Origin of the sequence: Corynebacterium sp. UMB6689, assembly GCF_030215295.1 — a bacterium.
Lineage (GTDB): Bacteria > Actinomycetota > Actinomycetes > Mycobacteriales > Mycobacteriaceae > Corynebacterium > Corynebacterium aurimucosum.
Genome location: NZ_JASOLS010000007.1, coordinates 50,042 through 74,521, shown reverse-complemented (window position 1 = coordinate 74,521; position 24,480 = coordinate 50,042). Strand labels below are relative to the sequence as shown.

Genomic DNA, 24,480 nt, shown 5'->3' with positions numbered 1-24,480 from the left:
GAATTCCTAGACTTTATGCCTATCGTACGAAACGGTCCCAAACGTTACGCCCCGTGCCTGGGGCGCGCGGCGGAGGCTTAGGTCGCCCAGTGAACATGCATCCCGGGAGCAGCTAACACGAGGCAGTTAACCCCCAGGACGCTAGAGCGGGGAGATGGTGTGCTTCTTGGGCAGGTCCTTCTCTTGCTTATCGGCAAGCTGGCGCAGCGCGCGGCGCAGGGCCAAGCGCGACTCGGAGGGCTTAATCATGCCATCGAGGTATCCGCGCTCCGCGGCGACATAGGGTGCGGTCATGGTCTCGTCGTAGAAGTCCATGAACATCTTCTTCGTCATCGCGCGTTGCTCTGGGGTCTCGGCGGCCTCGAGCTGCTTGCCCGCAATCATGACCACGGCGGCGGCCGAGCCCATCACGGCGATCTGGGCCGTCGGCCACGCCAGGTTGATATCACCGGTCAGGTTCTTCGAGCCCATCACGGCATACGCGCCGCCATAAGCCTTGCGCACGATGAGCGAGACCTTCGGCACGGTGGCCTCCACCACCGCAAACGCGAACTTCGCGCCGCGGTGAATCAAGCCCGCCTTCTCCTGGTCCACGCCCGGCAGGTAACCCGGCGTATCCACCACAAAGACCAGCGGGATGTTGTAGGCATCGCAAATACGGATAAAGCGCGCGCCCTTATCGGCGGCATCCGCATCGATACAACCCGCTGAATGCATCGGGTTATTGGCCACAAAACCCACGGCCTTGCCATCAATGCGACCAAAGGCAGTGATGACGTTGGGGGCGTAGTTTTCCTGAATTTCGATGAGATCCTCATCGTCGCCAAGCTGCGTGAGCAGGTCCATCATGTCGTAGCCGGCGTTCGTATCATCCGGCATGAAGGAATCCAGCTCGGTGTCCTGGGCTACCTCCTCATCAGAAGGCGCATCGAAGACCGGGGATTCGTCGAAGCAGGTCAGAGGCAAATGATCCAGCAGGTCGCGGACCAAGTCAAAGGCCTCATCCTCCGAGGGCACCACGACAGACACGTTGCCGTTGAGCTCCTGCTGGCGCGCGGAGCCCAAGTCGTGGGAGGAAATTTCCTCGCCCGTGACCTCCTTGATCACGTTCGGGCCCGTCACGTACATCTCCGCCTCACCATCGACGGCGATGATGAAGTCCGTGGTCACCGGCGCATACACCGCACCACCAGCGGACTTACCCATCATGATGGAAATCTGCGGGCTACGGCCAGATAGCGGCAGCTGGCGGCGGGCAATCTCGGAGTACATGGCCAGAGACGTCACCGCGTCCTGGATGCGCGCACCACCGGAATCCTGGATACCGATAACCGGGCAGCCAATCTTGATGGCCAAATCCATGATGTCGGTGACCTTCTTACCAAAGGTCACGCCCACGGAACCGCCATACACGGTCTTATCGTGCGCGTAGATACACACCGGGCGGCCTTTGATGCGGCCGTGACCAGTGACCACGCCGTCGGAGTAAATCGCATCCGGGTCACCGGGGGTCTTGCCCAGGGCGCCGGTTTCGACGAAGGAGCCTTCGTCGAGAAGCGCGGCGATGCGTTGGCGCGGAGTCGAACGCCCAGCCTCGTCGCGGCGCGCCCGGGAGCGTTCACTGCCGGGATCCTGGGCGCGTTCGAGGCGCTCGCGTAGGTCCGCTAGCTTGTCAGCGGTGCTAGTCACTTCCGAATCTTCTCCTCGATCCATTCCTCCATGTGCTTGCCCACGATACCGATTGCGGGCTCGTCGGGAACCGCCAGGTGGTCGCCCGGCAGCTGCACAATCTCCAGATCCTTCACGATAACGCCCCAGCCACCGTCCGGGTTAATCTCCGCATAGGCAGGCTCGAGCTCGATGGCGCCGTCATGCATGCGCTCGGAGCGGAAGAGGATGACGGGCACGCTTACCGACGCCCACCTTCCCATATCCAGCGAGCCCAGAATCTGGTTGTCCACGAAGGATGCGCGCTGGTGCTCCAGCACGCCGGCGGACAGGCCGTGCTCGGAGGCGTCGGTGGAGCTGAGGAATTCCGCGAGCATGGCCATGAGCGCATCTTCACCCACGGTCTCCAGCATCTCGTAGGGCGGCTCGAAGTCGAGGCCGTAGGTCTTCTTGGCAAAGGCTGCGTAGCGGCCCCAGCGGGCCTTGGTCTCCTCCAGCGTCTTCGGGGCCGGGTGGGCCGGCTGGGTGGTATCCAGCAGAGCGATGAAGGCAACCTCAGCAGTATCCTCGCCGCGGGCTGCGCGCTCCTGGAGCTGGTAGGCCACCTCATAGGCCAGCGCGCCGCCGAAGGACCAGCCGCCGAGCACGACCTTGCGGCCGCGCGCGTAGTGCAGGATGTCCTCGATGTAGGCGGCGGCGCGATCCTCCAGGCTGCCCTCGAGGCGCTCCACGCCATAGACCGCGACATCAGCCGGCAAACGACGGGTCAGCGGCTGGTAGACCACGGTGGTGCCGCCGGCCGGGTGGAACATGAAGACGGCGGGGCCATCGGCCTCGCGCAGCACACGGATATTGCCCTCGACCTCAGTCTCCAGGCCCTCGCGGACCAGATCCGCGAGGTTCTCCAGCGCTTCGGCCTCGTGGACCTGCTGCGCGGTGACCTCGATGCCGGCGCGCTCGGTGAGGCGCTCGGCAATCTTCTCAGCTACCTCTTCGCTGACCTGTGGCAGCGCGGACGTCACGCCGGCCGCGGCCTTACCTGTGAAGGTGGCCCAGGTGCCGAAGACCATGCGCTCGGAAGCATCGCGCGGTGCGACGCCGACGCCCGCGGTCGCTTCCTCGGCTGATTCCGCAGCGTCCTTCGCGCTCACCGCGGACGAGTCGGCGGGCGCGGAAGGTGCGTCGGCGGCTGCATCGGCCGGTGCCTGTGCAGCAGAACCGGGCTGCTCGGACACGGCCTCCTCGACCATGGTGATGACGTCGGCGAGGGAGGCGTCGCGAAGCGCCTGCACCTGCAGCGGCGGAATCTGGAAATCATTCTCCACGCGGTTCTTGATGCGCATGCCCATGAGCGAATCCAGGCCCAGGTCAATAAGCGGCAGCTCGCGCGGGAGATCGGAGACGTCGTAGCCCATGGACTCCGACACGATGAGCGCCAGGCGCTCCTCCACGCTCTCCTTCGCTGGGTCCCAACGCACGGCGTCGACGCCCACGTCGGGGTCAGCAAACTGCGGCGCGGTCACGGCCTGAGGCAGGCTCGGCTCCGGGGCCGCAGCGGGTTCGGCTAGGTTGAGGGTCGAGGCAAAACCTTCCGCAACGAGCTTGGTAGTCGCTCCATCCACGTAGTGCACCGCCACCGACAGTCCGCCCAGCGTGCGGCGGACAATCGTGGTGACCTCGCCCTTCGCGGGCAGGTCGAGGTGCTCCTCGCTCGCCGCGATGTGCGCGCCCGGGGTGACGGCCTCGGCGGCTGCCTCCAGGATGGCCAGCGCGCTCGGCGCCTGGTCAGCATTCGTGGAGAAGGCCACTGCGCCTTCCGGCAGGCTCACGCGCGCACCCGGCAGACCGGACACACCAGAAGAAGGGCGAGCATTGGTCCAGAAACGTTGGCGGCGGAAGTGGGTATGGGGGGCGTCGACAAGCGCGCCGGAGCCAAAGACCTTGGTGTAATCCACCGGCGTTCCCGCGACGTAGAGCTTGCCCAGCAGATCCAACAGCGACTCGGTGGGGTCCACCTTGCGCTTCAGGCTGTAGAGCAGCTGCGCATCCGCCTTGCCCGCGGCAAAGGCAGTGGACATCAGACCCATGAGCGCAATCGGATTCGGGGAAATCTCGACGATCTGCATGTGGCCGGCTGCGAACGCCGCCTCCGCCGCCTCTTGCAGGTAGACGGGCTTGCGGGTCATGCGGATCCAGTAGTTCTCATCGTGCAGGACCGTACCGGGGCGGTAGACCTTGCTGCGGTCCACGGAGGAGAAGAGCGTCGTGTGCAGCGGGCGGGTCTCGATGCCAGCGATTTCCGCATAGAGCTCACCCAACAGCGGATCGACGGCGGAGGTGTGGCCCGCGCCCTTGACGTTGAGCGCGCGGGCGAACTTGCCCTCGCCTTCGAGGCGCTCCACCAGCGCGAGGACCTCTTCGCGCGGGCCACCGACGGTGGTCATGCCAGGGCCGGTGTACACGGCGGGCTCGATGGAACCCGGCAGGGCGTCGATCTCCTCGGCGGAGAGCTCGACGACGGCCATGGCGCCCTGCTGATCGTCGGGAAGCGAAGCCTCGCCCTCACCCATCAGGCGCGCGCGGTGGCAGGCGATGAGCATGGCGTCGGCTGCCGTGATGCCGCCCGCAGCATAAGCCGCGCCGATTTCACCCATGGACATGCCGATAACACCGGCCGGGCGCACGCCGAAGGTACCAAGCAGATCCGTCAGCGCAATCTGGATGGCGGTGATGGCCACCTGCGCGGTTTCTGTGTTGTAGGTCTGGGCGTCGTCGTGCACCAGCTCCAGGATGGACCAGCCGGATTCGCGCTGCACGATGGCGTCGAGCTCCTCCAGGCGCTCCTTGAACAGCGGCGAGATCTCAATCATGTCCTTGGCCATCTTGCGGTGCTGGGAGCCAAAGCCGGAGTACATGAAGACGGGGCCGTGGACGGAGGGAGAATCCGCGGCGGCGATGCCGACGGAGACGGTCCCCTCGGCGACCTGGCGCAGGCGCTTGACGGCCTCCTCGCTTGACGACGCCACCACTACCGCACGCGAGCGCCCATGGTTGCGGCGCGCAAGGGTACGGGCCAGGGAAAGCAGGTTCGGGTTCTCTGCCTCGATATAGTCCGCCAAGTCAGAAGCCGCTGCGGCGCGGCGGGATGGCAGCAGGCCGGAAACGGGCAGGGCCACCGGGTGGCCTTCGCCGATGGCGACCTGCGGGGCGTCCTGGTGGGTCAGCCCGCGGTAGTCCGTAAGAACGACGTGCGCATTGGTGCCGCCGAAACCGAAGCCGGAGACACCCGCGACCTTCTGGCCGGAGTACTCGGGCCACTCGCGCGGGTCCTCGACCACCTCGAGGTGCTCGGCGTCGAAATCGATGTAGCGGTTGGGTCCCGCGTAGTTGATATTCGGCGGGATGACGCCGTGACGCATTCCTTCGATGACCTTGATGAGGCCCACCACGCCGGCGGCGGACTCGGAGTGGCCGATATTGGTCTTAGCGGAGCCCAGCAGGGTCGGGTTGGCAGCCTGGCGGCCTGGGCCCAGCACGCGGCCCAGCGCGGTGGCCTCGATGGGGTCACCGAGGATGGTGCCGGTGCCGTGGGCCTCGACGTAGTCCACGTCCTGCGGGCGGATGCCGGCATCAGCGTAGGCGCGCTCGAGAACATCAACCTGCGCTTCCGGGTTCGGGGCGGTCAGACCGTTGGAGTGGCCGTCGGAGTTGACCGCGGAGCCCTTGATGACGGCGTGGATGGTGTCGCCGTCGCGCTCGGCGTCCTCCAAGCGCTTGAGCACGAGAACGCCGGCGGCGTCCGCACGGACGATGCCATCCGCATCATCGGAGAAAGCGTGGATAGCGCTGGTGGGCGAGGTGACACCCAGCTCACTAAAGCCGATGGAGGCGTGCGGCGAGGCCAGGATGTTCACGCCGCCGGCGAGAGCCGTATCGGCCGCGCCCACACGCAGATCCTTCACCGCCTGGTTGACCGCCACGAGTGAGGCGGAGCACGCGGTATCCACGTTGAGGGAAGGCCCGCGCAGGTCGAAGGCGTAGGAGAGACGGTTGGCGATGATCGCCGAGGACGTACCCGTCATGGCATAGGGATGCATCTCCGCCGGGTCGGCGGTAATCAGCATGCCGTAGTCATTGTTGGTGGAGCCCATGTAGACACCGGTGGCGGTGCCGCGCAGCTGGTTGGCGGGCAGACCGGCGTCTTCGAGAGCCTCCCACGCCACCTCCAGGAGAATGCGCTGCTGCGGGTCCATGTTGGCCGCCTCCAGCGGGGAGAGGCCAAAGAACTCGGCGTCGAAGGAGGCGATGTCCTCGATGTAGCCGCCGTCGGTGTTTTGCTGCTCCATCTTCTCGCTGGTAATTGGGTCGGAGGAGTACTCCGACCAGCGTCCGACGGGCAACGGGCCGGTACCAGCGCGGCCCTCGACGAGCATGGTCCAGAACTCGTCGACGTTCTTGGCTCCCGGGAAACGGCCGGCGTAGCCGATGACGGCGATGTCCCCGCCCGCGAGGGAAGCAGAACGCGGCGAAGCCCCACGCGGCGCGCTTTCTGCCGGGGCGCCGGATGCGCCGTTGACAAGGCGCTCTGCCAGCTGCGCAATGGTGGGATACTCATAGGCCACGGTGGGTTCAAGCTTAATGCCGAGGAGGTTCTCTAACTCGCCGGAAAGGACCACTGCGTCACGCGAGGACAGCCCGAAATTCTCCAGCGGCTTGGTGTCCGTGATTTCCTCTGCCGACAGGCCGGTGGTCTGCGCAACCCAAGTGCGCAGCCAGCCACGAAGCTCTTCAACGGTCATAAATCTCTAGCTTTCTTACGCGGACTAAAACTAACTAAATGTGCGGTCGATTTTGCGCAGCACAAAAGCGCGCACATCGATGCGTCTATAGGGGTTATCGGACGATTATCCCACTTTGTTAACTTGGGTTTCATAACCGACATACCCACAGGCAGCGGCAACCCCCGCTCCGCGGTTGCGCGGAAACGGGGGTCGAAAAGGTGTGGTTTCGGAAGGGCCTAAGAAGCGAGGTAGCTCTTCTTCGCCACGCGGCGGGCAATCTTGCCCGAGGAGGTGCGCTTAATCTCATTAGCGTTGAACCACTGGATGGCGGCCGGCGTCACGCCGTGGTGCGCGGAGACCGCGGAGCGGATTGCCTCGGACGCGGCGGCGTCATCCGCTGGGTTGGCACCGTCGGCGCGCTCAATGAGCAGAACGAGCTCCTCGGTGCTGCCACCCTCCACGGAGAAGGCCGCGATGGAATCCGCGCGCACGTGGCCCGAGGCCTCCTGCACGGTGCCTTCGATGTCCTGCGGGTAGTGGTTGCGGCCAGCCACCACAATGAGGTCCTTGAGGCGGCCGGTGATGTAGAGCTGGTTATCCACGATTGCCGCGAGGTCACCGGTGGCCAACCAGTTGTTATCCTCCGGAGCATTCGGCACGCGGGATCCCTCTTTCAGGCGCTCCCCCAGCGAGTTGTGGAAGGTCGAGGTGGTTTCCTCCGCACGGTCCAGGTATCCGGCGGCGCGGTTGTCACCGTGGAGCCAGATTTCGCCCACGCGGCCATCCGGCAGCTCGGCCTTGGTCTCCGGGTCCACAATGGTCAGGTGCTGGGCCACCACGCTCTGGCCACAGGAGGCATAGGCCACGGAGTCCGCGGACTTCTCCACGATGACCGCCTCACCCTGAGCCAAGCGCTCGCGGTCGAAGTGGGAAATGAGCGGGCGCTCCAGGGTCTGCGGCGTGGTGACAATCAACGAGGCCTCCGCCATGCCATAGGACGGGCGCAGGGCATCGCGGCGCAGGCCAAACTCTTCCTTGCCGAAGGTCTCCCAGAAGGAATTCACTGCGGACTCCGTGACCGGCTCCGATCCGATCACGATGCCATCGACATTGCTGAAGTCCAGCGTTTCACCTTCTGCCGGCGCGCCGTAGCGCGCGGCGAGCTCGAGGGCGAAATTGGGAACCACGGCATAGGTCCCCTGCAGCTGCTCATCGATGGGCTGGCGCTTGAGCTGGTCAATCCAGCGCTTGGGCTGCTGTACGAAGTCACGCGGCGTCATGATTTCCAGGTTGAGGCCCAAGATAGTCACGAAGGTTGCCAGGATGATGCCCATATCGTGGTGCATCGGCAGCCAGGACACCACGCGCGCCGGCAGCTTGATCTGCACCGCGGTGAAGATCTGCAGCACGTTGGTCATGATGTTGCGGTTGGTCAGCAGCACGCCCGCCGGGGTGCGGGTGGAGCCGGAGGTGTACTGCAGGAAGGCCGGGTGGTCCACCGGCGCGGTCTGCAACGCGGCCAGGGCCGCCTTGCCCTCCTCGGTCTCCAGCGGGTTCACCCAGCTCTGCGCCAGCGAATCCGGCAGGGAGTCGATGGAAATGATGCGCGGGCGCTCAGACGCCGGGCGGTCCGCGAAATAAGCTCGGTTAGCCGCAGCTGAAATGTTGTTGGTCAGGACGATCGACGGGTTGGCATCGCCGAAGACTGCCCGCAGGTGATCAGTGTGGCCAGGCTCGTTCGGATCGTAGAGCGGAAGCGGCGTCATACCCGCGTACATCGCGCCCAAGAAACCGAAAATGTACTCGGGAGAGTTGCCCGCCAGGATGGCCACGCGATCCCCCATCTTGCCCACCTGCTGCAGGCGCGCTGCCACCGCCTTGATGCGGGTATTGACCTGGGAGCGGGTGATATCACGAGGGGTGCCCTCCGGGTTATCGGTATAGACCCACTGGCGCATGACCGGGCGATCCGGGATTCCCGCCTGCTGCTCCGCGGCATAGACGTGTTCAGCGAGCCCCGCCAATGTGAGGTGAGGCGGTAGGGCAATGTTGCCCTTCTCGTCGAAGAACTGGCCGATCAAGGCTTTCAGGTCCATGTGGGAAAGCTCCTTCGTAGGGTTGAGAGGGGCACGCACCCCTACTTCACGTACTTTTGACATTGAAAATATCAGAAGAGATGTGCCGAGCGTTACATGGCACGCGGTGGAGGTGGGGTGCGGGGGCGTCGCCAAGCACTACTGCGCGTCGATGGTGTCCTTCGCCCACTGCGTGACCCACTGATTGGCCGTGGTGCCTTCGATGACGTCCGGATTGTAGGCATACAGTGCATGAACACCGTTGGCGTCGATGAGATCACGCGCGCGTTCGAGCCCGTTGCTGACATCCAGCGGGGCATCACAAATCGAGTCATTCGGCGCACAGATTTGGAAGGTGCGGTCCGCCAGCGCCCCGAAGCCATTGGCGCGCTCACCGCGCATCGTGGCACCCGGGACGATACCCTGAATCAACGTCGAGACCGGCTGCAGGGCAATCTCCGCGCCCACACCGCCGACGTGCGCGCCCGGGTTAATGCCCACGCCATCCTGGCGCCGCCCATCCGCAATGAGAGCTACGCCCGCCACGCTTTCTGCGGGCACGGGACCGTTACCGCCGCCAATCCGGTCCGCCACATCACCCGCGATGACCGCTCCCTGCGAAAACCCGCTCAGGATGAATTTCGTGTTCGGGCAGGTCTCGTGCATGTAGGTCAACTCGCCCTCTAGGCGCGAGGTTCCCTCGTTGCGGGAATCGTCGTAGCTCATCTCGTGCTGCGCGTTGATGTTCTTAAACTGCGCGGTGTACGGCAGCGTCCACACCTTGACGTCCTCGGGGACGTAGGCCTCCTTCAGAGGATTCGTAATCGACAGCATGAAGGAGTTCGGGTTCGCGCCTGGGTTAATGGGATCATCGTCCGCAGCGGATTCCCACGTTCCCGGAGCGGAGATAAACTCCACGCGCGGGCACCAGTCCGGTTGCTCGGGGCTCGCGTCCCCCTCCTCCTGGGAGGGGGCGGGCTCCGCCAGGTTCCCTTGCTCTCCTTCCTCATTGCTATTGAGAAAGTGGACCGCTCCCCCGCCAATCACGGCTAGGAGAACAACGACGGCAAGGACGGTGAGTGTTTTACGCATGAAGAAATTTCTACCTTGACAAGGCGCGGGATTGGCTGGAAAATCCCTGCCACATTACTGAGCGCAGAGCTTGTTGCCCTGCTCGGTGATGAGCTGGACGACGTCCTCGTGGCTGAGTTCCGTGCGACCCTGCTCGATGAGCTGCCCGGCCACAGCCGGCACGGTGACGGCATCGCCCTGGCAGGAAGCTTGCGCAGCCCCCACCAGTTGGTCTTCTACGCCGTCGATGTTCACACCTTTCTCAGCCACTGCAGCCAGGAAGTCCTGGTCCGGGCCTTGCGCGGGCGCGGGCGTTGGGATTTCGGAGATCTCGCGCGCACCACGGTCTTCCGGCTCCTCGCCTGGCGTTCGCTCGGCCGAGGCGGATGCAGAGCTTTCGGATGCCTTGCTTGCCGACGATTCACCACTCGCCACCGAGGAGCGCTCCAGCGGAGCCACGGAGGTTTCGGTGGCATCACCCTCGTCGACGGTGGCGGAACCGCAAGCGCTCAGCAAGGTGCCGGCCGCAAGCAGCACCGCCGCACCAGCTGCTGCGGTGGGTCGGGCAGAGAAAAGACGCATGACAGTCCCTACTTCTTATCCGCCTGGACCTGGCCCATGACCTCACGAATGACGCCGTGCTGGAAGGACTGAGTCAGTCCGCCTGCCGGAATGGAGGCGTAGTCCTTGGTGGGCCAGCCAAACTCACCCTGCTCCCAGCCGTGCTTGCCCCACTCATCAAAAATCTTGCCCTTGAGGATGTAGTGCGCGCCGGAATCCATGGACCAGTAGATGTTGCCGTGTTCGAATTCCTGGAAGAAGCCGCCGTTGACGGCCGTCTCCTCGCCCACCGGGTAGCCCAGCTCGGACTCGGCAGCCTTCAGCTCCTTGTATTTCGCGCCGATGGCACCGTGCACGATGTGGGTGGAGCCATCTGGGTTGCGGGTCAGCACGCCGTTCTCGAAGTCCTGGACCTCGCCCTCGCCAACCTTGCGCGGCTCGGACACCGGGTACTTGAGGTCGCCGCCCTCAAAGCCGTTCTTGCCCCAGGCATCGAAGAGGTCCTTCGAGATGGGCCAAGCGCCGGTCTCCGGGGTCCAGTAGATGGAACCGTGCTCGAAGTGGACGTAGCGGCCGCGGCCGTCCGGGGTCTTTTCCTCGCCGGTCTTCGGGAAGCCCAGCCAAGAGGTCGGGCCACCGAGCTCGGAGTAGCGCGCACCAATGCGGCCAATGACGGCGTGGGCACCGGTCTCCGGGGACCAGTAAGCGGTACCGGCCTGGAAGTCCTGGGCCTTGCCGCGATCGGCAACGTCATACTCGTTGTTCACGCAGTCACCGATAATGCCGGACTTGGTAGCCTCTGCAATAGCGCCGATCGGGGTGCAGTCAGCGCCGCGGTCACTCTTGTCCAGGCCGAGGGAATCAGCGATGTAAGGCCAGGCCTCGGTCATCTCGAACTGCCAGTACTCCCAGCTGTGAACGCCGGTCGGGCGGAACTTCACGACCGGCTCGACACCGGCGCGCTTGGCGTAGTCAACGAAGGTCTGGGTGGACATGCGCGAGATTGCCTCTAGACCCACGCCGGCCATGTTGGCCTTGCCCTTGGCCACCGAACCGAGCTGGCCGTAGTCATCCTTGCCGTTGCCAGCGGAGACATAGACCTTCATGTCCTTGAGGTTCTCGATGCCCAGCTTCGGATCGTGGTCAATCCAATCCTGGGAGTAGAGGTCACCCCACATGTTGGTGGAGGTGAATCCGCCAGCATCAGCCTGGGCAGCGGTAATAGCCTCCGGCATACCCGTGGTGGTGGTATCGAGGTAGCCCGAGAAGGAGCCAACGTACTTGAAGGCCCACGGGTTCCGCTCAGCTAGGTTCATGGCGGCGGTACCACCCATGGAGATACCGGTAACGGCGCGCTTGCCGTTGGAACGGTAGCCCTTCTCCAGAATCGGGATAAGCTCCCGCATCAGGAAGGTCTCCCACATGTAGTGCGTGCCGTTGTCCTCCTTCTGCCAGTCAGAGTAGAAGGAGGACTCACCGCCCACCGGCATGATGAGGTTGACGTTGCGGTCGGCGTACTGGGACAGGATGTTGGTCTCGATAGTCCAGCCGGACTCGTCATCGCGGGCACGCAGGCCGTCCAGCGCCCAGACCTCCGGGAAGGTCTTGTCCGGGCTGGAGTACCAGTCACGCGCGAGCTGGATCTGTACGACCTGCTCCTTGTCCGGCATGGCAGCGGACTTGATGTAGACCATGAGGTGGCGGTTGGTCAGGTACTCAACGCGGGAAACAGATACGCCCTCCGGCAGGCCCTCAATCTCCGGGTATTCGGTATCTACCGGGGTACGCTGCGGCGGATTAGAGGGAGCGAAGGAATCGGAAAGGTTGGAGCTGCCTAGGAGATCAGTAATGCCCTCGGTGGAGGAGCTGGACGACTGCGCGTTGGCGATTGGCAGCAGCGCAAAGCCCACTGCCACGGCGGTGGGCAGTGCGGCGATGGTCAGGCCCTTGCGGGCTGCGGACGGGGAACGCAGGCCGGACGCCTTGGCGGACCGGCGGGGCTGAGTTGACGCAGTGTTCGGCATTGAAGAGTCCTTGTAGGGGTAAATCGAGATGAGGGCACGCGGTGCCGCGAGCGGGCTCCGCAGGTTCCCCTCCTGCGGAACTCGCCGCCGCACGCGTGGTGAGCGGTCTAATGTGTTCTCAAGTTTAAGTTTAACTTGAGACTTTCGGTAGGGGGACACGCCCAGCGAACCAATGAAAAAGCCGCCGTGCTCTTAAGCACGGCGGCGAGACAGTAAGTACTTACCAGGCGTTCATAACGTTAAGCACCTGCGGCTTGGAGCGCTCGAGTTGGTAGCCGAACTGCTCCCAGTTGTGCAGGCCCTGGGCCGGGTAATTCGTCTGCAAGCGAACACCCATGGCGCGAGCCTTCAACTCCCACAGGCGGGTGGTGCCGTTGGCAAAGCCCTCCAGCGCCACGCCGGCCGCGATGTGTTCCGGACGGTAGCGCTGCTGATCCAGCGGCCCCGGGATGCCGGAGGCGGCGGAGACGTAGACATCCGTTCCGTTCGCAGCCAAATCCGGGATCAGGTTGAAGGGGTCATTGCTGAAACGCTTCGGGTTGATGATGGACCCGTACATGGCGTTGATGTTGAAGCCGCCGGCGTCGAGAAGCGCCAGGCGCATGAAGGTCTGGGCACCCGGCAAGGTCGTGGTGAGGTAGCCGGAGTAGGACAGCGCCTGACGGAACTGCTCTGGGTGCTTGCCCGCGAGGGTAATCGCAGCGGTAGCACCCATGGACAGGCCAGCGATGGAGTTATTGTTGCGGGCCACGCCGAAGTTGCCCTCAAGGTAGGCCGGAAGCTCCTGCGTCAGGAAGGTCTCCCACTGGTAGTTGACCGGCTTGACCAGATCGTAGGTAGCCGGACCGTTCCAGTCCGCGTAGAAGGAGCCCGCGCCGCCCACCGGCATCACCAGGGTGATGTTGTGGTCTACATAACTGCGCGCAGCGTTGACGTCATTGACCCATGCGTTGGTGAAATCGGTAGCGCGCAGGCCATCGAGCAGGTAAAGACCCGCATTGCCGCCGTTCTTAGCGGGCTGGATCTGCACTGGGATGTTGCGGCCCATGGCCTGGGACCACACGTCGCAGCGCTGTACCCAGTAACCGACGCGATCCCATTCGCAGGCGCCGGTGGCGTCGCCACGCAGCCAGTCACGGTGAGCGGCGGATGCTTCTTGCGTACCCGCGGTCACGACCAGGCCCAGAGCCACAGCGATGGCTGCCACCACTGAGAGGACCCGAGTCCGCAGGCCGGAGCTTAGTGAACTCATGTTTCTCCTTAACGTTTTTACTGCCACTAGTACATCGCCAACACGCCAGCGATAGTTACAGATCAATAACAGGAATCTTTCGTAGCGTAACGCACCCTGGCAATTTTCGCCTACCCATGGGGGTGCTCCCCAGCTCACACCAAGCTAATGGACAGGATAATCGCTGGGCTCATCGGAGAGCATGAGGGTGCGGCCCGAGGTCAGTGAGAAGGTCAGGTTTTTGAGGAAGCGCTCCCGCGTTAGGGGCTCGCTGTAGGAAGCGATGAGCTCCTGCACCTCTGGCGTCGCCAGCGCCGCTCGCGCCTGGCGGGTCTTGTCCTTGTCATACCACGGCGGGAGGTACTCGATGTCCGCGCCCGTCTGCGCAGCCTGCCACTCCACGTCGAGGTGCTTGTCGTGGCCCACGCGCCCGCCTTCCTCACGGGGCATGCGCGCCGCCAGCGGGGTGGCCAAGCCGATAGTGTCGAGAACTCGGACATTGAGCGGCGCGTTCATCGACGTCATGCCCAAGTTCACCAGATACACCGTCGGCGGCTCATCCATACCCGGCTCGCGCGGAACGGTGAGCCAATTGAGAAGGTCCTTCTCCTCATCTTCCACATAGATCGTGGCCAGGGCATCTCCGTCCACCAGTTTCTCGCCGGCCTCTTCGTAGCCGCGCATGAACTTCATCCCCAGGTAGTCTTTGGCCGAGCGCGGCGGGTAGCCCGCCTCACGGTTGGTGGCATAAGTCCAGAAATCACGTTCGTCCACGATAGACAGCGGTTGCTCATAAGCCTCCCAGTCCATCGGGTGCCCGCGCAGCACGATGACGACAGCCCACACCGCACAGAAGACTGCTGCAAGCGCGGACACCAGCTCCTTTAGCGGCAGCACGAAAACCGGGAGGAGCGCAGCGAAGAGCGGCAGCAGCAGCATGCGGCCATGCATGAAGTCACCGCCGACGCGCAGCACGTACAGCACGTGCACCGCCGCGGCCCCGACCATCAGGTAGGTCACGGTGGTGGAACTGCGCAGGGCTGCCGGGCGCAGCTGGGCGCGGAAGGTCCACAGCGCCGCACCCGCCAGCACGAGAACGGGCAGGTACAGGGCATAAGGCCCTATAAAATCCTGCAGGTAGTTCAGGCCGCTGCCCCACGCGCTTGACGACGCCGACTTTGCCACCGCCGTGTGCGGCGTCAATAGGCCGTAATAGCCCATGCGGAAGAACTGGTAACCCGCGGGGATGGGCAGGGCCGCGCCGAGGATGCAGAGCCAGGCTTTCCAGTTGCGGTGCGCTGCCAAAAGCAGGAGGCCGGCAAGGCCGCCGTAAAGCGCGAACTCCGGGCGCACGAGCCAGGCCAAACCAGCCCACAGCGCGAGCCAATAAGCACTAGTATTCGTGCGGGATTGCGCCCAGTGCTGCAGCAGCGCCCAGAGGGCGGCGAGGTAGAAGATGGACAGTCCCCATTCCAGCCCGGAGGTGAAGAAATCACGGGCCGGAGGCAGTGCGAGGTAGACCAGCGCGCCGGCGGGAGCCACGAGTGGTGCAGAAAACTGGCCCGAGCGGAAGAAGGCCCGGGCTGTGGCCCACGCCCCCAACATCATGGCCGCGACCGCCAGAAACAATCCCAGGTTGACGGCGATGGACTCCAGCGGGGCGTTCGTGACCCAGCGGGCAAGCAGGATAAGGTACTGCCATAGCGTCGAGGTATTGGCCTCCACGCGCTCACCCACGTTGAAAACGGGGCCGTTGCCCTCCTCCAGGTTGCGCACGGTACGCAGGACGATGAGGCCGTCATCGGAAATCCAGCGGCGCGCGAAGCCACCCCACAACGAGAAAACTCCGATCACGATGACCGAGGCCAACGCGCTGAGCGCCGCCGCGGTACGTGATTCGGATTTTCGCATGAGGAGAGAGTTTAGCACTTGCCTTGCCCTGTTCCCGATCGGCGCTGGCTAGCCCACCATTACCGGCATGATGTAAACAGCCATGGCGATGCAGGCCAGCCACAGCAGGGCCAGGATCTGGAGGACGCGGTCCTCCAAGGCAATCTCGTCCGGGGCACCGCCGTTGCCGCGGTCCACGTCGGCGGCATAGCGCAGAATCGCGATGGTAAACGGCACCATGGAGATTTGGTACCACACGCTGGCCGGGCCATCAGACTCGTTGGAGAGCTGGAATCCCCACAGGGAGTAGGACATGACAACTGCGGTGGCCGCTAGGGTCCACACGAAGCGCAGGTAGGTAGGCGTATAGCCCTCCAGGGATTTGCGGATCTTGGCGCCCGTGCGCTGCGCTAGAAGGATCTCCGAGTAGCGCTTGCCCGAGGCCATGAATAGGGAGCCGAACGCGGCAACCAGCAGGAACCATTGCGACAGCACGATGCCCGCGGCCACACCGCCGGCCATGGTACGCAACATGAAGCCGGAGGACACCAAGGCGATATCGATCACCGGCATGTGCTTCCACCCGAAGCAGTAGCCCAGCTGCAGGCCAATGTAAATGGCCATGACGATGGCGAGCTCCAGGCCCGCCGTGGCCAGGAAGGACAGGCCAATCGAACCGATGATGAGCACTGCCGCCATGACATAGGCCAGGCCCACCGGAAGCACGCCGGCCGCGATTGGGCGGAAGCGTTTCGTCGGGTGCGCGCGGTCAGCCTCTACATCGCGGGCATCGTTGATGAGGTAGATGGAGGACGCGCCCATGCAGAAGACGATGAAGGCGAGGAGGACGTCGAGAAGCACGCGCGTGTGAAACAGCGACTCCGCGCCCGCAGCCGCAGGAGCGGCCAAGACCAAAACGTTCTTGACCCACTGCTTGGGGCGCAGGGCCTTCACCATGCCATCGGCGAGGTTCTTCGGCGGCTTGCGCTTGCGGCCGGTATCGATGCCGGAGGTGTGCGGCTCAGAGTGGAAGACTCTCTGTTCGCCGTCGTCGACGCGGTTGGGTCGTTCGCTCATGCGGTCTTCCTTTCATAGCGGTGACATGCTTCCGCGGTGGCGGCTCCCAGCAGGGCACCGATCGCCGTATCGGATGGGTAATGTACCCCGAGCACCATACGCGAGGCCATCATGACCGGCACACCAACGAGCGGTGCCGGGGTTCCTAGAACGTGCGCTGCACCCACGAGGAACGCGCTTGTCGACGTCGCGTGGGACGACGGAAAAGACAGCTTAGACGGGGTTTTCACGCCGACTTTGACGTAGTCATAGTCCGGGCGCTTGCGGCGCACAATGCGCTTGATCACAACGCTGGCCGCGTGCGCCGTGAAAGCACCCGCACCGACGGCTAGCCACTGGCGGCGACGCGCCGGATTCTGGTAATTCACGGCGACACCTAAGCCGGAGAGCGCCAGCCACCCTAGGGCGTGCTCGCCGAAGTGGCTTAAACCCCGCGCGGTGGGCAGAACGCCGGGGGCATCAAAGGCCGCGTCCTGAATCTTTTCAAGGACGTGGGATTCGGCGACAGAAAGCTTATTGGGCATCGAAGACCTTTCGCCAGGACTCGCGGGAGGTCAGCGCCGGCAGGGCCGCGCGGTACTCGGCGCGCAGGTCATCGAAGTTATCCTCGATTTCCTTGAGCAGCTCGCGGGTGGACTTCACCAGCTCGAGGGCCAGCTCGCGGTCGCGCTTGCGGAAGGCCACGCCGGTGCCACCCGCGGTAGAGACGGTGGCGGAATCGACGCGGGAGAGCGTGAACCAGCGGGCCTCCTCCGGGGTGAGGTTGAGCTGCGGCGCTTCATGGTGTGCCGGGTCTTCCTTGGTGACCAGGTGCTTGGCGGACTTGATGAGCCACGGGATCTTCTTGATCTTGCCCAGGCGGCCGCCGACATTGCGGGTCGGCACGCCCGGCGCGCCGGTGGGCGCGGGTAGTTGGTCCGCCGAATCGATAATGACAGCATCCGGGAATTCCTTACGGATTGCGGCGATGCGCGGCAGCGAGGACTCCAGGATGTCGAAGAGCTGATCCGGGCCGGCCAGGAAGTCCTTCATGGCCTCCAGCTGGATGGCCATGGTGGAGTACTCCATGCACATGGTGTGCTTGAGGGTGGACTTGAAGATGGATTTGGTAATCCCGCGCGCATCGCCATCGTGGTAGAGCGCCGCCACGATGAGGCGGTTACGCAGGTGGAAGTAGGCCTGCCAGTCAATGGCATCGTCCTTATCCGCCCACGCCATGTGCCAGATGGCAGCGCCCGGCCAGGTCACCGTAGGGAAACCGTGGGCGGCGGCGCGCAGGGAGTACTCGGTGTCGTCCCACTTGATAAACAGCGGCAGCGGCTGCCCGATGCTCTCCGCGACGACGCGCGGGAAGAGGCACATCCACCAGCCGTTGTATTCCACGTCGACGCGGCGGTGCAGCGCGCGGGAGTCGTACTTCTTCGGGTCGAGGTGGGACTGGGCGTCACCGATGGCGCGCAGCGGGTACTTGGCAAAGTCGTGGTCGTAGACGGCGTGCTCGGCCGCACCCCACATAAAGTCGGCGCGGTTGACGCGCTCGCCGGTGGTACGCAGCTGGGAGCGCTCCTGCAGGTTGAGCATCTGTCCGCCCACGATGAAGGGCTTGGCTGCGTAACGTGCTGCTTGGACCGCACGGAGGATGGAATCCGGCTCGATGGCGATGTCATCGTCCATGTAAAGGATGTACGGCGAGTCTGTATTCTCCAGCGCCTCGAACATGATGCGGGAGTAGCCGCCCGAGCCGCCCAGGTTGCCCTGGCGGAACTCGCGGAAGCGCTCACCGAAGTGCGCCACGGCCTCGTCATAGCCCGGCTCGTCCGCCGGGTGCTGGTTGCCCTGGTCCGGCATGAGGACGTAGTCGATGATGCCGTCCACCACCGGGTCCTCCGCCAGCGCCTGCAGTGCCGCGACGGCGTCGGTGGGGCGGTTGAAAGTCGGAATACCCACGGCAACACGCTTCTCCTGCGCCGGGTACTCGCTGCCGTCCGGCAGGAGCTGCGGGTTCGGGGCGTGAGGGGCGCACCAGGAGGCGTCGGCAAGCACGGTGTCCTTGACGGCGGAGGCGTCGAACCACAGCAGGCCGCCGTCCTCGAAGTTCTTCAGGGGCAGCTCAAACTCGTGGTGGCCGGTGGTCACCACGTGGTTAGCCACGGCGATGCGCTGGCCGTCCTGCTTGGAACGGTAGAGGGAAATGTTGGCCTCGCCCTCGACGTCCATCACCAGCACGATGGACTTCAGTTGGGACCAGCGGCGCCAGTAGGCGGCTGGGAAGGCGTTGAAGTAGGTCTCGAAGGAGGCCTCCTCGCCGGCTGGGATGGTCACGGAGGTGCGGCCGCTCCAGCTGAGGCGCTCGCGGTTCTGCTCGGACTCGATGAGGTAGAGCATGCGGACGTCGACCGGCTCGCCACGCTTGGGCAGCAGGATGCGCTGTACGGGTTCGTACGCAGCAGATTTGTTGGCAGTCACGATATTTTCGGTTCTCCACACAGGTTTCGACAGTATTCAGAAACCAAGATTAGTGCTTAAGAACTGCTGCGCTGAGTTCCCACGCGGCGAAACGGCAGGAGGCGAACCGAAAAGCGAGTTAAGCCGTGAGGGCAGCATCCTCCGAGATGGGCTCGATACCCAGGCGGTTGAGCATGTAGAGCACGCGGGCGCCGAGGTCATCGGCCAGTTCACGGGTCTCCTCTACGGTTTCTGCCGTAGCGATATCCCAAATCTTGATGTCCTTGCCGACTTCGTGCGGCGCCAAAAGGAAATCGACCTCGATGGTCACGAACTCGTGGTCGCAATTGTCAGAGGCTCAAGAGAGTGTCGAATCGGAGGGAGATTGAGAAAGTAGAGAACAATACTGACTAATTTTTCGCTAACTGACAACTATTAACTCTGTACAATAAGAAGGATACTCCTCATAGCAACACATGATCAGAGTGTCTTTCTTCCTATTTCAGTCAGCTCAAAGAGTCGACTTTAGCGAACCTCTTCCCAACTGCTCCCCAAGTGAGATAAACGCCGGCACAAACAAGAAATGCTGCAAAAAGAACGCCAGCAAGGGAAAACGAAACCTTCAGAGAAATCCCCGCCATCACATGCCCCAATGAGGAACCAAGGATGGGCCTGACCCCCCGACGTGTCTACTCTCCGGGGGTCAGGCCCCAAGCCCACCCGTGGAGTTCACAACCTATATAGGAACACCCCCCCGACGAGGTGACGAGAATCCCCTCGTCGCTGTCGGACGGCGGTTTCCCGACCGGTGGCCCGGCCGCCGGCAAACCTCACCCGCGGCCGCCCGGGCCCTGTCCATGGCCAAGCCCGGTCTGGTGCCCCCGGCGCCAACGACTTCCGGTGCCGCCCCGGGACGGTGAATTGCCCGTCATCCTCATTCCCGGGACCGGGTCGTCGAACAGCTCATCGGTACCGGTGCCTCGAACCACGGGCCCCGGGAGCACAGCGCAGCCGATCGCTTTGACGTCCACCCCGAGATGCGCCACGGATACTCCCGAAACGCCGGCAAAACGAACGCGCTTGCCTGGGAACAGCAGATCTCCGGTTCCATGCTGCTGAATGAGCTGACCATCGGCGACATCACTCGACCGAGCGTGCGGTACACCTTCCTGGGCACGCGGCACGACAATGCCGTGCTCCCCCACTAAAACTCCTTCGTGCGGGAACCCGGCGTCACCAACATCACCGTCCAAGACGTGTGCCCCGCCCACCGCACCGAGCACTACGGCTTCAATTACGCCCCTGTCGCCCAGGGCATCGTCGAGGACCCGCTGACCGGGACGGCGTGGCGGGACCACTGCACCGGTACCGGACCGGAGCGATAGTCCTCGACGGACGAGGATCAGGCGCCCGGGGAGCCTCCCGTCCGGCACGTCCACGACTCGGCGTAGCGGCCGCCCTTCGCCAGCAATTCATCGTGCGTGCCCCGTTCTGCGACCGTCCCGTCCTCCGAAAGCACGACGATGAGGTCGGCATCGCGGACGGTGTGCAGGCGATGGGCGACGACGATCACGGTGTGATCGCCGCGCAACGCTTCCATCGTGCCGACAATCGCCCGCTCAGTGGCCGCATCCAGCGAGGACGTTGGCTCGTCGAAAAGCACCACCGGGGAATCCTTCAGAAGCGCCCGGGCGATGGCGACGCGCTGCCGCTCGCCTCCCGACAGCAGCGTCCCCTCCTCCCCCACCGGGTTATCCCACCCGGAAGGCAGCAGCTCCACGATGCGGTCCACCCCGGATCGCCGGGCGGCCTCGCGCAAGCGGTCTCCGTCGCCGGGCCTGGAACCGAATCCGGGGTCGGCGAAGACCACGTTGTCCCGCACGGACGCGTCGAAGAGGAACGTCTCCTGGAACACCGGGGTCACCAGCGAGTTTACGCCGTCGGTGCCGATCCGAGGCAAGGGCACCCCGCCAATGAGGATCTCCCCCGAGTCCGGATCATGAAAACGCGACAGCAGCCGCATGACCGTCGTCTTGCCCGCCCCCGACGGTCCCACTACGGCAACCAGTGCTCCCTGAGGTGCACGGAAGCTGACGCCGTCGAGAACCTTCTTATCCCCGTACCCGAAGCTCACGCCGCGGAACTCCACGTCATGCCCGTCGGGCAGCTCCGGTGCGGCAGGCTCGGGAAGGGCGGGGATCGCCCGCAGGTCACGCAGCGCAGCCAACGTGTTGCGGCCCGCGCCGAAACCGCCGGACAACGCTCCCGCCGTGGTGATCGGTCCGGTGAACTGGACGACCACAATGAGCATCGGCGCCAAATGCGCCGGTGACATCCCGCCCGTCGCGGCGACCGCCACGGCGACGACCACCGCCGCCGTGAACACCGCATGGACGACCGAGCCCAACCGTCCGATGGCCGCGCCTTGCGTCGACGTCGCCTTCGCGAACGCATCGTGTTGGGCCTGGATCGCCTCATCCACCATCGCGTCCGCCGCCGAACCGTCGCCCGCGGCGCGAATCACCTGCTGGCCGCGGGTGAACTCGATCAGCCTGCCGGAGACGGCAGCGACGGCGTCAGCATGCGCTTCGTCCGACTCCCCGCCAACCCGGCCAATGGCCCGGTAGGCGAAGAAGAGCACCGGCGCCGACGCGACGAGAACCAACCCGACGCGCCAATCCACCGCCAGAATTCCGAGAGCGATGACGGTCGGCGCAACCACAGCAGCGATGACGGGCCTCAGGATCACGTGCGGCACGGACGCCGCGAACGCCATGCCCGAAGACGCCATCTCCGAAAAGCGGCCGGCCGTGGACTTGGTGACGTACCCGAGTGGCAACGTCAGCACGCGTTCGCCCAGGGAACGCAGCAGGGACGACAGCACCGCTGCGGAATTCGCCCTGCCGACCGTCCCCGCGGCGAGGGACAGCACCGCATGGGCGGCCGCGAGGCCGGCGATGACGCCGGTGAAACGCCACGCCGTCGCATCATCTCCCACGGCCAGAGCCGACAGCAGCGGCAGCAGCGCGACGAACGCCGCACCCTGTGCCAGCGCGGCAAGCGCGGCCAACGCAATGAGCCACGCCAGCGTCATCTTCGAGCGCCGATCCGTCATCGACCACAAGTCCCGGATCATCGGTTCCCTGCCTTTTCATCGTCTGCTTCAGTGCCCCGCGGGGCGGATGGTTCGTCGTCGAGCGCGAACGCGCGCCACAGATCCCGGTAGCGGCCACCGCGCGCAAGCAACTCGTCGTGGGTGCCCGCCTCCGCGACCGCTCCCCCATCGAGAACAAGGATGCGGTCGGCGTTGCGGATCGTGCTCAATCTGTGCGCAATCACGATCACCGTCCGCGAACGAGCCAAACGCTCGATTGCGGACTGAATGAGGGCCTCGGAAGCCGGATCCGCGTAAGCGGTTGCCTCGTCGAAGATGAGCACCGGCGCGTCCGTGACAATCGACCTCGCGATGGCCACGCGCTGCGCCTCACCACCGGAAAAGGTCACGTCGACGTTGACCACCGAATCCAGGCCCTTCGGCAGCGCCGCGATGACCGTATCGAGGTTCGCGAGCTTCGCGGCCGCCATGATTTCGCCGTCGGTGGCGTCTCTCCTGGCCAGCCGGATGTTCTCCCGCAAGGGCAGCGTGAGCAACTGCGGATCCTGGAACACCACCGACACCGAACGGTGCACGTCGCGCACGGCGATGTCGCGAAGATCGTCGCCGCCCAGCAGCACCGAGCCTTCGACAGGGTCGTGGAAACGTGCCAACAGCCGGGCGACGGTGGACTTTCCGGAACCGGAGGACCCCACCAGCGCCGTGAGGGTCCCCGGTTCGAACGTCGCGGACATCCCGTCGAGGACCCGCGGCCCATCCCCGTAGGAGAAGACCAGGTTCCGAACCTCGAGCGCGCCCCCGCGCGCGGGCACCGGATCGGCGGGCTCGGCGATCGGCGGCGTGCTCAGCACCTTCGCAATGGACTTCAGAGCGGCGAGCCCCGCGATGATGGGTTCGGAGTTCATGGCCACCCGCACGATCGCCGCGGAGAGTCCAAGGCCGAGAACCAGCCCGGCGACGAGACCCTCGGGTTTGCCGCCCGCGGTGTCCCTCAAAGCGAGGCCGGCGCCGCACACCACTGCGAGGACCGTGATCGGGGACGTCACCACGTCGATGAGTCCGAGATAGATGTTCGACTGCCGGGACCAGGCGGACCACGCGCGGACGAACGACGACGCCGCGGCATCGTAGCGGCCCGCGCCCTGGTTGGCGCGTCCGAAGGACTTCATCACAGGGATGCCGCGCACCAACTCGATGACCGCAGCCGTCACTTTTTCAGAGGCTCGCTCGTAGTCGCGCTGAAGATCGGCTCCGCGCGAAATCATCATGCCCATCAGGGCGAAGGTGACCAGCACTGGGACGACCGCCACCGCCGCGATCCGCCAATCGACCGCGACGAGCGCGATGAGGGAAAGCAGGGGAACCAGCACCGCCACCACGGTCTCGCCGACGGTGTGGCCCATGAGCTGGTGGACGGCCGCGACGTCCTTCTCAACCGACCCGATGATCCCCGACGAGCGCCGGGCGTCCAGCCAGCCCAGCGGCAGCTTCCGGATATGGGCAACCAACCGGCGCCGGAGGTAGAGCTGCAGGTCGTTATCCGCCCGGTGCGAGAGCATGCCGGCGGCGCCGTCCGCAGCCATTCGCACCGTCGCGGCGACGACGATGACAACCACGGCCAACCACGTCCGATGCACCGGGGCCTCCGGGTACGTCATCGCGATGTCGATGATGCCGACCAGCGAAGCGACGGTAGCCACCGACGACAGGACGGACAACGCGACCACCGCACGCATCCGGGTCCGGATCGGGGCGAGCAGCGACCACGGGCCGACGGTCCCGTCCACGGCGCTCACTTCCCCGCCTCCCCGATCGCGCTTTTCTTCGCGAGAGTGCAGAAATACACCATGCCGGCGCGTGAGGCTCCGTCCAGCTTCAGCCCGTTGGCTTCGGCGAGGTCCTCGAGCTCGCTGCCCCGGAACACCCGGTGGCCCATCTTCGCCATGACGGCCATGTCGACCCGCTCGTTCACGTCGGGATCCTCGACGAACGTCTGCACGTAAGCGATGCCGCCGTCGGCGAGCAGCCCGGAGACCCTGCCGAGCGCGGCTCCCGCATCCTTCATTTGGTGGAGCGCGCCACACACCCAGATTTCACAGGCCCCGCCGGGCTCTCCCGCGAGCGGCGTGAGGATGTCGGCAACGTGGAATTCCGTCCGGGCCCCGAGCCCGTCGGCGGCGGCGCGTTCGCGGGCGATGCGGATCGCATTGGGCGACAGGTCGTAGCCGACGATGTTCGCCCTGCGATAGCGAGACTCAGCGGCGAGCGTGCGGGCGAGCCACCCGGTTCCACAACCGAGGTCGAGGACCCGGGCCGGCGCATCCGGCCCGGGATCCAGCGCACGGAGCTTCCGGTACACGGCAGCGACGTCCATCGGTTCGCGCGCATAGCGGCTTAGGAACCTCGGCTGGACCTTGTCCTCGTAGGCCGCGAGGAGCCTGCGGTTGTTCTGAACGATCTGGGCGATCGACTTCATCTGGTTCTGTCTCCGGGTATGTGGGCCGCGTCCACGCGGCGGTTTCGGGTTAGATGCTCGGATTCG

At 64.8% G+C, this 24,480-nt stretch carries 17 protein-coding genes; 2 read left to right on the top strand and 15 right to left on the bottom strand.

Features of this window, described 5'->3' with window-relative positions; translation table 11 throughout:
• Positions 1-141: 141 nt before the first annotated feature.
• The 12 genes from QP363_RS05580 to QP363_RS05525 all read right to left on the bottom strand — a co-directional run bounded on the left by QP363_RS05580 (position 142) and on the right by QP363_RS05525 (position 19,154).
• Positions 142-1,713: an acyl-CoA carboxylase subunit beta gene (locus QP363_RS05580; RefSeq protein ID WP_284763268.1), complete on the bottom strand. Its 1,572-nt coding sequence runs from the start codon at positions 1,711-1,713 to the stop codon at positions 142-144.
• Positions 1,686-6,467, bottom strand: a complete 4,782-nt coding sequence (locus tag QP363_RS05575) for a type I polyketide synthase (protein ID WP_284763267.1) — start codon at positions 6,465-6,467, stop codon at positions 1,686-1,688. Before QP363_RS05575 ends, QP363_RS05580 begins: the two co-directional genes overlap by 28 nt.
• 218 nt (positions 6,468-6,685) lie before the next feature.
• The gene (locus tag QP363_RS05570; RefSeq protein ID WP_284763266.1) at positions 6,686-8,545 is read right to left on the bottom strand and encodes a FadD32-like long-chain-fatty-acid--AMP ligase; all 1,860 of its coding nucleotides are present in this window, start codon (positions 8,543-8,545) and stop codon (positions 6,686-6,688) included.
• Positions 8,546-8,683: 138 nt separating this feature from the next.
• Positions 8,684-9,616, bottom strand: a complete 933-nt coding sequence (locus QP363_RS05565) for a cutinase family protein (protein ID WP_070644496.1) — start codon at positions 9,614-9,616, stop codon at positions 8,684-8,686.
• 54 nt (positions 9,617-9,670) lie between these two features.
• Positions 9,671-10,177 (bottom strand): hypothetical protein, encoded by a 507-nt coding sequence (locus tag QP363_RS05560; protein WP_070443293.1) that lies wholly within the window; start codon positions 10,175-10,177, stop codon positions 9,671-9,673.
• Between the two features lie 8 nt (positions 10,178-10,185).
• Complete coding sequence (locus tag QP363_RS05555) at positions 10,186-12,180, bottom strand: alpha/beta hydrolase-fold protein (RefSeq protein ID WP_070443291.1); 1,995 nt, start codon at positions 12,178-12,180, stop codon at positions 10,186-10,188.
• A gap of 220 nt (positions 12,181-12,400) precedes the next feature.
• Positions 12,401-13,432: an alpha/beta hydrolase family protein gene (locus tag QP363_RS05550; protein ID WP_070443289.1), complete on the bottom strand. Its 1,032-nt coding sequence runs from the start codon at positions 13,430-13,432 to the stop codon at positions 12,401-12,403.
• A 144-nt stretch (positions 13,433-13,576) separates the two neighbouring features.
• Entirely contained in the window at positions 13,577-15,322 is a 1,746-nt protein-coding gene (locus QP363_RS05545; RefSeq protein WP_284763265.1) for a hypothetical protein, read from the bottom strand.
• Between the two features lie 48 nt (positions 15,323-15,370).
• Positions 15,371-16,378, bottom strand: coding sequence for a decaprenyl-phosphate phosphoribosyltransferase (locus QP363_RS05540; protein ID WP_201828985.1), 1,008 nt, complete (start codon positions 16,376-16,378; stop codon positions 15,371-15,373).
• A complete protein-coding gene (locus QP363_RS05535; RefSeq protein WP_070443283.1) occupies positions 16,375-16,902 on the bottom strand; it encodes a phosphatase PAP2 family protein in 528 nt (175 codons plus the stop codon). The genes QP363_RS05540 and QP363_RS05535 overlap by 4 nt, the downstream gene beginning before the upstream one ends.
• Entirely contained in the window at positions 16,892-18,844 is a 1,953-nt protein-coding gene (locus QP363_RS05530; protein ID WP_284763262.1) for a glycosyltransferase, read from the bottom strand. The genes QP363_RS05535 and QP363_RS05530 overlap by 11 nt, the downstream gene beginning before the upstream one ends.
• A 118-nt stretch (positions 18,845-18,962) precedes the next feature.
• Positions 18,963-19,154 (bottom strand): hypothetical protein, encoded by a 192-nt coding sequence (locus tag QP363_RS05525; RefSeq protein WP_284763260.1) that lies wholly within the window; start codon positions 19,152-19,154, stop codon positions 18,963-18,965.
• A gap of 706 nt (positions 19,155-19,860) precedes the next feature.
• Here QP363_RS05525 and QP363_RS05520 point away from each other — a divergent pair.
• Both QP363_RS05520 and QP363_RS05515 read left to right on the top strand, forming a co-directional pair.
• On the top strand, positions 19,861-20,031 hold the full coding sequence (locus QP363_RS05520; RefSeq protein ID WP_158013223.1) for a hypothetical protein: 171 nt from the start codon (positions 19,861-19,863) through the stop codon (positions 20,029-20,031).
• Between the two features lie 9 nt (positions 20,032-20,040).
• Entirely contained in the window at positions 20,041-20,208 is a 168-nt protein-coding gene (locus QP363_RS05515) for a hypothetical protein (protein WP_154736589.1), read from the top strand.
• Between the two features lie 17 nt (positions 20,209-20,225).
• On the opposite strand, the gene QP363_RS05510 is transcribed toward QP363_RS05515, so the two are convergent.
• From QP363_RS05510 to QP363_RS05500, 3 genes are read right to left on the bottom strand one after another with little or no spacing between them, the layout of a single operon-like run.
• The gene (locus QP363_RS05510) at positions 20,226-21,959 is read right to left on the bottom strand and encodes an ABC transporter ATP-binding protein (protein WP_284763256.1); all 1,734 of its coding nucleotides are present in this window, start codon (positions 21,957-21,959) and stop codon (positions 20,226-20,228) included.
• Positions 21,956-23,734 (bottom strand): ABC transporter ATP-binding protein, encoded by a 1,779-nt coding sequence (locus QP363_RS05505; RefSeq protein WP_143336117.1) that lies wholly within the window; start codon positions 23,732-23,734, stop codon positions 21,956-21,958. Before QP363_RS05505 ends, QP363_RS05510 begins: the two co-directional genes overlap by 4 nt.
• A complete protein-coding gene (locus QP363_RS05500; protein WP_070525917.1) occupies positions 23,731-24,414 on the bottom strand; it encodes a trans-aconitate 2-methyltransferase in 684 nt (227 codons plus the stop codon). The genes QP363_RS05505 and QP363_RS05500 overlap by 4 nt, the downstream gene beginning before the upstream one ends.
• Positions 24,415-24,480: the final 66 nt, after the last annotated feature.